Raw genomic sequence first — 11,447 nt, 5'->3', positions numbered from 1 at the left:
GCTGGCGCGTGGGCGTCATAACCGTTGTATCTGTGCTGACAACCGGCAGCAGCCGGCCAGGCGAACCGGTGTCATGCAATGCGCAGTGGGCCGCGCCCACCATCCTCAATGATGGCCGGCCTGGCCCTGCGCGGCATCCGGCGCGGTACGCGCATAGCGCGCTGCCACGAAGGCGCACACGATCAGCTGCACCTGGTGATACAGCATGATCGGCAGCACGATCGCGCCCAGCCCGCCACCGGCGAACATCACCTTGGCCATCGGTACGCCGGTGGCCAGGCTCTTTTTCGAGCCGCAGAAGACGATGGCGATTTCGTCCGCGCGGTTGAAGCGCAGGCGCCGTGCGATGAAGGTGATCGACAGCATCGCCACCGCCAGCAGCAGCGCGGCGGCGCCCAGGACGGCGAGCAATGCCGGTAGCGGAGTCTTCTGCCACAGGCCTTCATTCACCGATGCACTGAAGGCGGTGTAGACCACCAGCAGGATGGTGCCCTGATCTGTGTAGCGCAGTAGGGCGCGATGCCGCTCGACCCAGCCACCGATCCACGGGCGCAGGAAATGGCCGGCCAGAAACGGCACCAGCAACTGCAGCAGGATCTTGCCGATGGCTTCGGCGGGATGCGCCATGGCCCCTTGGCTGCCGACCAGCGCGCCCATCAGCAGCGGAGTGAAGAACACGCCCAGCAGGCTGGACAGCGAGGCCGCACAGACCGCGGCGGGCACGTTGCCGCGCGCCATCGAGGTGAAGGCGATCGACGATTGCACCGTGGACGGCAACGCGCACAGGAACAGCACGCCGATGTACAGCTCCGGCGTCAGCACAAGATGTGCCAACGGCTTGAACAGCAGCCCCAGTAGCGGAAACAGCACAAACGTGCAGGCCAGGATCACCAGATGCAGCCGCCAGTGCAGCGCGCCGGCCTTGACCGCTTCGCGCGACAACCGCGCGCCATGCAGGAAGAACAGCGCGGCGATGGCCACATCGGTGACATCGTCCATGACCGCCGCGGCCGTGCCCGAGACCGGGAGGAACGAGGCGAGCGTGACCGTGCACAGCAGCGCGAGGGTGAACGGATCAATGCGCAACCGCGCCAGCAGCTTCTTCATCGAGGTGGGAGGTGTCGCGCGATCACGCGCCTGGAGCGGGCCATTCTACGACGCGTGCGGGCGCAGCCTGTGCCGCCGTGTCACCATCGTCTGCGCGCGCCAGTGCAGTGATGCGCCCTGCGTCCCCTGCCACGACGCCGGCAGCCACGACATCACAGTGCGGCGAGCGCCTTGAGCAACTCGCGCATTTCGTATTTATCGGTGTGGTCCAGGCCTTGCGCGCGCTGTTTGGCCTGCAGTTCTTCCACCCGCTGACGCAGCAATTGCTTGTCGAGCTGGGCAACGACGTCGTGCAGTTCGATCGCCCAGCTGTGCTCGTCGCCGGGCAGCTCCTGCGCGGCCAGTTTCTGCAGGGCCGGCAGCTCGTCGCGGTCGGTGAAATGCTCCAGCAGCGCTCCGGTGCTGATTTCCGGGCGTTGCCGCACCAGCGCCAGCAGCTCCATCAACAACTCGATGCCGGGCAGGCGCAGGCCGGAAAAATCGTGGTCGCCTTCCAGGCTCATCGCCAGCGACGGTTGTTGCAGCAGGATCGCGATCGATGCACGCACCAGGCTACGCTTCTGCGTGGGGGCCACCATACGCGCGGGTGGCCGCGCTTTGGCCGGGGACTGTTGCGCAGCGGTGCTCGCGCCGACGCCGGTCATGCGCGCCAGTTCCTGCTTCATCAGATCGCCGAACGCACCTTCCGGGATCTGCGCCAGCATCGGACGTGCGCGTTCGGCCAGGCGTGCCTTGCCGTCCAGCGTGTGCAGGTTGATCTCGCGCGACATCTCGTCGAAGAAGAACTGCGACAGCGGGGTGGCCTGTTTCAGGCGCTGATCGAAGGCCTGCGCGCCTTCCTTGCGCACGATGGTGTCGGGGTCTTCGCCATCGGGCAGGAACAGGAAGAACGCCTGGCGGCCGTCCTTCATGCGCGGCAGCACCGATTCGAGCGCACGCCAGCCAGCCTTGCGCCCGGCGTTGTCGCCGTCGAAACAGAAGTACACATCCGGCGCGTTGCGGAACAGCAGCTCGGCATGTTCGGGCGTGGTCGCCGTACCCAGCGTGGCCACCGCCTGGGTGACGCCGAACTGGAACAGCGAGACCACGTCCATGTAGCCCTCGACCACGATCAGCCGTTCGATCTTCTGGTTGGCCTGGCGCACCTGCCACAGGCCATACAGCTCGCGGCCCTTGTGGAATAGTGCGGTTTCCGGCGAGTTGAGGTACTTCGGGCCCGGGTCGCGGCCGTCGGCCGGCGCGCCCATGATGCGGCCGCCGAAGGCGATCACGCGGCCGCGGCGGTCGAAGATCGGGAACATCACCCGGTCGCGGAACTTGTCGTAGACGTGGCCGCGATCGTTCTTGGAAAACAGCCCGGCGCGTTCGAGCACGCTCATGCGGCGCGCATCGGTGCCCAGGGTGTCCTTCAAGGCGCTGTAGCCGTCGGGAGCGTAGCCGATCTGGAAGCGTGCCTGGTTGTCGGCATCCACGCCGCGCCCGTCCAGGTAGTCGCGGGCGCGGTCGTTGCCTTCGAGCTGGCGCTGAAAGAACTTGGTGGCCGCTTCCAGTGCCGAATACAGCTCGCGGCTGTCGTCCTGCTGTTGCGGCGTGCGCTGCTGGGTGTCGCGCGGGATGTCCATGCCGGCACGCTTGGCCAGCTCGTCGACCGCATCGAGAAACTCGAGGCGGTCGTAATTCATCAGAAAACTAATGGCGGTGCCGTGCGCGCCGCAGCCGAAGCAGTGGTAGAACTGCTTGGTGGGCGAGACCGTGAACGAAGCCGAGCGCTCGTCATGGAACGGGCAGCGCGCCGAGTATTCCTTGCCCTGGCGCTTGAGCGGCACCCGGCCGCCCACCACCTCGACGATGTCGGTGCGTGCGAGCAGTTCGTCGATGAATGCGTCGGGGATGCGGGCCATCCCGCTAGGATATCCCAGCCGCTGGCACCGGCTGGCGCCAGCGGTCTACCGGTGGCGCAGCAGTCAGGCGTGAGGCAGCGTGCGGCGCGGTCTCAGGGGCGCGCCGCTGCCTGTGGCGGGTTCGGCGGCACCACGGCATCGGGCGTTGCAATGACCTGCGGCGGATGCTCCGGGTCGACCCCGGCCTCGCGCAGCTTGCGATGCGAGCGCACGCGCTCGTCGATCACCGCGGTCAGCAATGCGCCGACGAAGAACACCACCGAGGCGTAGTACATCCACACCAGCAGGATCACCAGCGTGCCCATCGACCCGTAGGCGCTGCCGGGCGCGGCCTTGGCGATGTACACGCCGATGGCATAGCGGCCCAGCGCAAACAACAAGGCCGTGATGACGCCACCGACAAAGGCCTGTCGCCAGTTCACGGTGCGATCGGGCAGGTAGCGATACAGGAACGCAAAGGCCAGCGAGTACAGCGCCAGCGTGGTGACATACCCCACCGCAGGCAGCACCGAGGGCAGCCGCGCGAACACCACCTGCAATGCGGTGGTCGCAATCATCGACACGATCAACAGGAAGCCCAGCGCCAGGATCACGCCGAACGAAAAGACGCGCTTCTTCAGCCACGCCATGAGCCCTTCCAGGCGCTGCTTGTCGGTACGGAAGATCAGGTTCAGGGCGTTCTGCAGCTGCGCGAATACCGCAGTTGCACCGACGAACAGCAACAGCGTGCTCCACAGACCCGCCAACGATCCGACCCCGGGTTGATCGGTGGCGTTGCGGATCACCGTATCGGCCACTTCGGCGGCGCTGCCGCCGGCCAATTGCGCGATCTGCTGCACCAGTGCTTCCTGCGCCGGCGGATACAGCGATGCGGTCAGCCACAACAGCAGCACCAGCAGCGGTGCCAGCGACAACAAGGCATAGAACGACAGCGACGCGGCCTGCGTCATCACGTCGATTTCGAGAAAGCGATTGAGCAGCGCCATCGGCAGACTGCGTTGCAGGCGGCCCAGATGTTTCTGCAGGTGTTCGGTCGAGAGCTTCGTCACCGGCGAGGGTCCTTGAGGCAGACGGTCATGCGCACAGAGGTCGTCAGGCAGTCCCGGGTGCGGCATGCCTCGCCCGCGTCTGCGCTGGCGACCCGTTCTAGCAGGGCACTATCGAAGGTCTGGTGAAAGCGCCGGCAGTGGCGTTGCTGTGTGCGTATGCAAGCATGCCCGCAACCTGCCTGTTGCACGTCGCGGCTGTGGCGCGCGCAGACGGCGGTTCGATCCGCTGCACTGCGCCTGCACTGTCGCGATGGGGCGGCTCTGGATGAGCCGTGAGGGAATCTGCACGCGATCTGCGCGCAACGCTGCACGTTGCCGCGGGGCAACACTGCGCTGTGCCTGCCGGTGGACTGCGCGCAGGTTGCCGGCACTCAGCTACAACGGCGCGTGCATCAGCTGCAGAGGTGCACTGCGCATCACGCCTTGCGCATCAATTGCAGGCGCACCCTGCAACCGCCCGGCGAGTGTCGCGGCGATCGTGCCGTGTCGCGGCCGAACGACCACGACACGGCATGGCTCAGCCGGCCAGCTGTTGCTTGACCAGCGTGGAGACCAGACCCATGTCGGCCTGTCCGGCGAGCTTGGGCTTGAGCGCACCCATCAGCTTGCCGATATCGGCCGGGCTGCTGGCGCCGGTTTCGGCGATGGCGGCCTGGATGGCCGCCACGATCTCGGCTTCGCCCATCTTGGCCGGCAGGTAACGCTCGATCACCACGATTTCCTCGCGCTCGATCTGCGCCAGGTCTTCGCGCGCGGCGCCTTCGTATTGGGTGACCGAGTCCTTGCGCTGTTTGACCATCTTGTCGAGCACGGCGATGACGGCGGCATCGTCCATCTCGATGCGCTCGTCCACTTCCTTCTGCTTGATCGCGGCGTTGATCAGCCGGATCACGCCCAGGCTGTGCTTGTCGCCGGACTTCATCGCGGCCTTCATGTCATCGGTGAGCTGCTGCTTGAGGGGCATGGGGTGACTCCTGGGTGGCAGGTGAGGAGAGGTGTCGACGCGCGCTGTCGGGCGCCTGCGTCGGCATAGAGGGAATGGGGCGGCGGCGTCCCGCGCCGAGTACCTGGCGGGACGGCCGCAGGCCAATACAAAAAGCCGGCGACGCTTGCGCGTGCCGGCTCTTGGGTTCAATCCCGCTGGGCCGCGCCTACAGCGCATGCCCGGCGGCAAGGAACCGCGTTCGATCAGTACAAGCGCTGGCGCTTGGTGACGTCGCGCGAGGAACGACGCAGCTGACGCTTCACGGCAGCGGCAGCCTTGCGCTTACGCTCCTGGGTCGGCTTTTCATAGAACTCGCGCTTGCGGGTCTCGGCCAGCACGCCGGCCTTTTCGCAGGTGCGCTTGAAACGGCGGAGCGCAAATTCGAAGGGCTCGTTCTCGCGGACTTTAACGCTGGGCATGTGTTCTCCAGAAGTGGGATTTCCGTCCGGGAGCCCCGGGCGGGTGCGAGCGGACTCGCGTGACGGAATTTCCGGGTTGCCCCGGCGAGCCGCGCATTATAACGACTTGCAAGCGGCCTGCAAGCCCCGGGTGAAAATTGCCGGGAACGGTGCAGCAGAGCGTGCGTCGGCGCGCGTTTCCCGGCAGCGACGCATGCTCTGCGCACCTGCGGGTCGGCGCATCTGCGCAATCCAAAAGCTGCGAAAATACGGGCCTGTTCCTTGTCTGCCGAGTTGCCGTGAAAGTCCTTGGGATCGAATCATCGTGCGATGAGACCGGCGTGGCGGTCTATGACACGGCCTTGTCCGGCGTGCCGGCGCTGCGCGCCCACGCGGTCTACAGCCAGATTGCGCTGCATGCCGAGTATGGCGGCGTGGTGCCCGAGCTGGCCAGCCGCGACCACGTGCGCAAGCTGCTGCCGCTGATCCGCCAGACCCTGGGCGAGGCCGGGCTGCGGATCGACGAACTGGACGGCGTGGCCTACACGGCCGGACCCGGGCTGGTCGGCGCGCTGCTGGTCGGTGCCGGGGTGGCGCGGTCGCTGGCCTGGGCGCTGGACGTGCCGGCGATCGGCGTGCATCACATGGAAGGTCATCTGCTGGCGCCGCTGATGGAAGACGACCCCCCGCAGCCGCCGTTCGTGGCCTTGCTGGTGTCGGGCGGGCATACCCAATTGGTGTCGGTGAAGGCGCTGGGCAGCTACGAAGTGCTGGGCGAGACGCTGGACGATGCGGCTGGCGAGGCCTTCGACAAGACCGCCAAGATGATGGGTCTGCCGTATCCCGGTGGCCCGCAGCTGGCGGCGCTGGCCGAAACCGGCACGCCGGGGCGCTACAGGTTTGCGCGGCCGATGACCGACCGGCCCGGGCTGGATTTCAGTTTCAGCGGACTCAAGACCCAGGTGCTGCTGGCCTGGCGAAACAGCGACCAGTCAGACACTACCCGGGCGGACATCGCGCGCGGCTTCGAGGACGCGGTGGTGGAGACGCTGGCCATCAAATGCCTGCGCGCGCTGGATGCGGCCGGCTGCGACACCCTGGTGGTGGCCGGCGGGGTGGGCGCCAACAAGCGCCTGCGTGCGCAGCTGCAGGAGGCCGCGCAGCGCCGTGGGGGCAGGGTCTGCTTCCCGCGTCCGGCCTTGTGCACCGACAACGGCGCCATGATCGCCTTCGCCGGCGCGCTGCGCCTGGAGGCCGGCGAACGCGCCGACGCGGCGGTGCATGTGACGCCGCGTTGGGATATGGCGAGCTTGCCGCTGTTGGCGGCGGCGGAATCGGGAATGGGGAATCGGGAATAGGAAGAGCGTTACTCCGATCCTGTCCGTATCGTGTGTTGTTGCCCTTGCTCTCCCCATTCTCCATTCCCGACTCCCGATTCCCATGGATAAAGTGTTTATTGAAGGTCTCGACATCGATGCGCTGATCGGCATCTACGATTGGGAGCGGCGCATCCGCCAGACGCTGCGGTTCGATCTGGAGATGGGGTTCGACAACCGCATCCCGGCCGCCAGCGACGACATCGCCGACACGCTGAACTACAAGGCGGTGAGCAAGCGGCTGATCGAGTTCGTGCAGGCGTCGGATTTCGGGCTGGTCGAAACCCTGGCCGAGCGCTGCGCGGCGATCGTGCTGGACGAATTCGGCGTGCAGTGGCTGCGGCTGAAGCTGAGCAAGCCCGGTGCTGTGCGTGGCGCGCAGGCAGTGGGCGTGATCATCGAGCGGGGACGCGCCGCCTGAGTGTCGCGAACCGCCCGCCTGGCTTGCATGCCTGGATCCCGGAGTATCGAAGGTTGCGGCGGACCAGGCGCTGCGCCGTTGCCGCTCCGGCGGGCAACATGCCGTACAACCGGCCTCTACAAATCCCGAATCTCGAATCCCGGCCTGCAAAACTTGCCCCCCCGCAGTCGCGTCAGGCTAGAATTGCCGGCCATGTAAACGTTTTCTCAAGGATCTCATGGCTGCTGATCGCATCGAAACCCTGATTGCCCGGATGACCGTCGAAGAGAAGGTCGGACAGTTGGGTGTGTTCGCCGACATGGTGCGGCCGTTTGCGCCGGACGTGAATCCCGAGGCCAATGTGCGCAATGCCGACGAGGTATTGCAGCAGGTGCGCGAGGGCCGGGTCGGCTCGCTGTTCAATGGCGTGGGCGCCGCCCTGGGCGTGCAGATCCAGAAAGTCGCCGTGGAAGAAAGCCGGCTGGGCATCCCGGTGATCCTGGCGGCGGACGTGATCCACGGCATGCGCACGGTGTTCCCGATCCCGCTGGGCGAGGCAGCCAGCTTCGAGCCGGAGCTGGCCGAGCGCACCGCGCGCGCCACCGCGATCGAGGCGACCGCCGCCGGCCTGCACTGGACCTACGCGCCGGCCGTGGACATCGCGCGCGACCAGCGCTGGGGCCGCGGTGCCGAAGGTGCCGGCGAAGACGTGGTGCTGGGCGCGGCGTTTGCCGCCGCGCGCGTGCGCGGTTTTCAGGGCAGCGACCTCACTGCCGACGATGCGTTGCTGGCCACGCCCAAGCACTTTGCCGCCTATGGCGCAGTGGCCGCAGGCATGGAATACAACACCGTCGATATTGCGCCGCAGACCCTGCGCGATGTGCATCTGCCGCCGTTCAAGGCGGCCTTCGATGCCGGCGCATTGACCGTGATGTCGTCCTTCAACGACATCAATGGCGTGCCGGCCAGCGCCAACCACGAGTTGCTGACCGAGATCCTGCGCGGCGAGTGGCAGTTTCCCGGCGTGGTGATTTCCGATTACACCGCCGACATGGAACTGATCGCGCACGGCTACGCCGCCGATGAGCGCGATGCGACCAAGAAGGCGTTCCTGGCCGGGCTGGACCTGAGCATGCAGAGCGGGTTTTATGCCGCGCATCTGCCGTCGCTGGTGGACAGCGGCGAGGTGCCGATGGCGACCCTGGACGCCAGCGTGCGACGCATCCTGCAGCTGAAAGAAGCGATCGGCTTGTTCGACAATCCGTACCGCTCGCTGGACCCGGCGCGCGAAGCCGATACGACGCATCTGCCGGCGCACGACGCACTGTCGCGCGATGCGGCGCGCCGCTCGATCGTGTTGCTCAAGAACGAAGGCGCGGTGCTGCCGCTGAAGAAGAGCGGGCAGCGCATCGCGTTGATCGGCCCGTTCGTGCAGGACCGCGAAAACATCGAGGGCTGCTGGACCCTGTTCGGCGACAAGGAACGCTACGTGACGCTGGAGCAGGGCGTGCGTGCGGTGGTCGGCACCGAAGATCTGAGCGTAGTGGCGGGCTGCGGCCTGGAAGAAGCACTGCCGGGTGGCATTTCCGCCGCCATCGACGCCGCACAGGCTGCCGACGTGGTGGTGCTGGCGCTGGGCGAGCCGCAGCGTTTCAGCGGCGAGGCGCAGTCGCGGACCGAAATCACCCTGCCGCCCGCGCAGCAGGCGCTGGCAGAAGCGGTGGCCGCGACCGGTACGCCGGTGGTGGTATTGCTGCGCAACGGCCGCGCGCTGGCGCTGAGCGGTGCCGTGCGCGACGCCGATGCGATTGCCGTGACCTGGTATCTGGGCACCCAGACCGGCACCGCCGTGGCCGATGTCTTGTTCGGCGACTACAACCCGTCGGCGCGGCTGCCGATCAGCTTTCCGCAGGTGACCGGCCAGCAGCCGTACTTCTACAATCATCTGCGCACCGGCCGCCCGGAGTTGCCGACGTTGTCCGAGTACAAGGCGCGCTGGCGCGAGATGCCCAATGAGCCGCTGTATCCGTTCGGTCATGGCGTGAGCTACACCACCTTTGCCTACGCGCAGCCGCAGCTGAGCACCGTGAAACTGGGCTGGGACGACACGCTGACCATCACCACCCGGGTGACCAACACCGGTGCGGTGGCAGGTGAGGAAGTGGTGCAGCTGTACGTGCACGATCGCGTGGCTAGCCGGGTGCGGCCGGTGCGCGAGCTCAAGGGCTTCCGCAAGATATTGCTGCAGCCGGGCGAGAGCGTGGACGTGGCATTTACGCTGACGCGCGATGCGCTGGCATTTACCAATCACAAGGGCGTGTTCGGCGCAGAGCCGGGCCTGTTCGATGTGTGGGTCTGTGCATCGGCTATCAGCGGCGATGCGGTCACGTTCGAGCTGCTGGACGCCTGAGGCGCGTCAGATGACGCAGGTGTACGCGCCTGCACCGGCATCACCAGCGCTCAGCGAGCGCTGGTGATGCTGCAAGGCAGTCCTGGATGCGCGCGGTGCGTGTCGCACGACCGCACCCCACCACGCTTACGCGTCGTTTTCGACTGCGGCCTTGCTCTTGGGGGTCAACTTGAGCAGGCGCCCGGTGCTGCCGCTGGCTTCGTCCTCCAGCAGCCACAGGGCGCCGTCCGGTCCCTGTTCCACTTCGCGGATGCGTGCGCCCATGTCGTAGCGGGCAACCTCGCGCGGCTGGTCGCCCAACGAGACCTGCACCAGCGCCATCGATGACAAGCCACCGATGAAGCCGTTGCCGCGCCACGCGGGGAATTGCTTGCCGCTGTAGATCACAAAGCCGGCCGGCGAGATCACCGGGGTCCAGCTGATCTTGGGCGCGGCAAACTCCGGGCGGGTGTTGTGGTCGGGGATCGGCGTGCCGTCGTAATGATCGCCGTTGGAAACGATCGGATAGCCATAGTTGGCACCGCGCTGGATCAGGTTGAGCTCATCGCCGCCGGCCGGGCCCATCTCGTGTTCCCACAGGCGGCCCTTGCTGTCGAAGGCGATGCCCAGGATATTGCGGTGACCCAGCGACCAGACCTGCGCAGCGACACCGCCCTGCGCGGCGAACGGATTGTCGGCCGGCACGCTGCCGTCGTCGTTGAGGCGGATCAGCTTGCCGAGATTGGCCTTCATGTCCTGCGCAGGATCGAACTTTTGCCGCTCGCTGGAAGTGATCCACAGCTTTCCGTTCGAGTCAAACGCAAGCCGATGACCGAAGTGACCGTTGCCGGAAACCTTGGGCTCCTGTCGCCAGATCACCTTCAGGCCGGACAAGGTGCCGCCACCGGTGGCATCCAGCGTAAGCTTGGCACGCGCAACCGCCGCGCCGCGCGTGTCGCCCTGGCCCGGCTCGGCGTAGCTCACATAGACCAGGCCGTTTTTCGCAAAGCGCGGGTGTGCGAGCACATCGCCAAATCCGCCCTGGCCGCCATAGGCGACCGCAGGCACGCCGGTGACCGCGCTCTTGCGCTTGGTCTTTGGATCGAACCGCATCAACGCGCCGCGCTTTTCACTGACCAGCAGCGTGCCATCGGGCAGGAAGGTCATCGCCCAGGGCTCGTCGAAATCGGCAACGGTGGCGGCCTGGAACGGCCATTGCGCCTTGGGAATGGATGCTGCCGGTGCGGCGGCAGGCGCGGCCAGCGCGGCGCCGGAGGTAAACAGGGTGGCCGAGCAGGCCAGGGCAAGCAGACGACGGATAGACATGAGGTCCTCCAGGGGATGGGACGGTCACGCTGCAGCCCTCCCGCAACGTGTTCCGCGTCGGGTTTTTATTACCTTACACGACGCTGCGCGGCTCACCCTTGTCGCAGATCACTCTCTGCAGGGCAGGCACGTCGCACATCGTTGTTCACGAACGGATAGTTCATAAAGCGGTTCTGACAGCGGTACAAACCTGTATGCGTTGTCGCCGTCCGGCTGGATGCCGCGTTGCGCGATCACGCTGCCGATCCGGTCCGCATGGGAATGCATGGTGTTGCTTGGTTAAAAGCCCACGGCCTTGTCCAATGCTGGTTCGGCCTTTGTGCCCCTGTGTTGCAACAATAAAGTGTGCTCGTGTGATGAAATTTCAACACCCGGGCTGCGTTCTGCGATTGCTGGCTCACTGAGCATCTTGCGGGTGCCGCTGGCGAGAGGCTCTCAAGGCGATCTTGCTGCCGAGCAGAAAAAGATTTCATGCACTGCATATGTGCTGAATCTGCCCGCAGGAGTAGCAGTGCA

The 11,447-nt window shown here is 66.2% G+C and carries 9 protein-coding genes; 3 read left to right on the top strand and 6 right to left on the bottom strand.

Annotation, left to right across the window (positions count from 1 at the left end):
- Positions 1 to 105: 105 nt before the first annotated feature.
- From ACCQ12_RS18420 to rpsU, 5 genes are all read right to left on the bottom strand, one after another.
- The gene (locus ACCQ12_RS18420; protein WP_372382429.1) at positions 106 to 1,107 is read right to left on the bottom strand and encodes a bile acid:sodium symporter family protein; all 1,002 of its coding nucleotides are present in this window, start codon (positions 1,105 to 1,107) and stop codon (positions 106 to 108) included.
- 152 nt (positions 1,108 to 1,259) lie between these two features.
- Entirely contained in the window at positions 1,260 to 3,008 is a 1,749-nt protein-coding gene (gene dnaG, locus ACCQ12_RS18415; protein WP_372382428.1) for a DNA primase, read from the bottom strand.
- A 92-nt stretch (positions 3,009 to 3,100) separates the two neighbouring features.
- Positions 3,101 to 4,057 carry a YhjD/YihY/BrkB family envelope integrity protein gene (locus ACCQ12_RS18410; RefSeq protein ID WP_166749456.1) on the bottom strand — a complete coding sequence of 319 codons (957 nt, stop codon included), beginning with the start codon at positions 4,055 to 4,057 and terminating at the stop codon, positions 3,101 to 3,103.
- Between the two features lie 517 nt (positions 4,058 to 4,574).
- Positions 4,575 to 5,021 carry a GatB/YqeY domain-containing protein gene (locus ACCQ12_RS18405; RefSeq protein WP_039408646.1) on the bottom strand — a complete coding sequence of 149 codons (447 nt, stop codon included), beginning with the start codon at positions 5,019 to 5,021 and terminating at the stop codon, positions 4,575 to 4,577.
- Between the two features lie 224 nt (positions 5,022 to 5,245).
- The gene (gene rpsU / locus ACCQ12_RS18400) at positions 5,246 to 5,461 is read right to left on the bottom strand and encodes a 30S ribosomal protein S21 (protein WP_002808376.1); all 216 of its coding nucleotides are present in this window, start codon (positions 5,459 to 5,461) and stop codon (positions 5,246 to 5,248) included.
- 278 nt (positions 5,462 to 5,739) lie between these two features.
- Here rpsU and tsaD point away from each other — a divergent pair, with 278 nt between their 5' ends.
- The 3 genes from tsaD (at position 5,740) to ACCQ12_RS18385 (ending at position 9,626) form a co-directional block, all read left to right on the top strand.
- On the top strand, positions 5,740 to 6,798 hold the full coding sequence (tsaD, locus tag ACCQ12_RS18395; protein WP_166749455.1) for a tRNA (adenosine(37)-N6)-threonylcarbamoyltransferase complex transferase subunit TsaD: 1,059 nt from the start codon (positions 5,740 to 5,742) through the stop codon (positions 6,796 to 6,798).
- 82 nt (positions 6,799 to 6,880) lie between these two features.
- A complete protein-coding gene (gene folB / locus ACCQ12_RS18390; RefSeq protein WP_039408607.1) occupies positions 6,881 to 7,237 on the top strand; it encodes a dihydroneopterin aldolase in 357 nt (118 codons plus the stop codon).
- Positions 7,238 to 7,454: 217 nt separating this feature from the next.
- Positions 7,455 to 9,626, top strand: coding sequence for a glycoside hydrolase family 3 N-terminal domain-containing protein (locus ACCQ12_RS18385; protein WP_184441747.1), 2,172 nt, complete (start codon positions 7,455 to 7,457; stop codon positions 9,624 to 9,626).
- 126 nt (positions 9,627 to 9,752) lie between these two features.
- On the opposite strand, the gene ACCQ12_RS18380 is transcribed toward ACCQ12_RS18385, so the two are convergent.
- Positions 9,753 to 10,931: a PQQ-dependent sugar dehydrogenase gene (locus tag ACCQ12_RS18380; protein ID WP_372382427.1), complete on the bottom strand. Its 1,179-nt coding sequence runs from the start codon at positions 10,929 to 10,931 to the stop codon at positions 9,753 to 9,755.
- Positions 10,932 to 11,447: the final 516 nt, after the last annotated feature.

It is taken from the genome of Xanthomonas sp. NCPPB 1068, from assembly GCF_041479385.2.
Classification (GTDB): Bacteria; Pseudomonadota; Gammaproteobacteria; order Xanthomonadales; family Xanthomonadaceae; genus Xanthomonas; species Xanthomonas cannabis.
The sequence above is the reverse complement of the archived record's forward strand: the minus strand, read 5'-3'. Positions and strand labels throughout refer to the sequence as shown.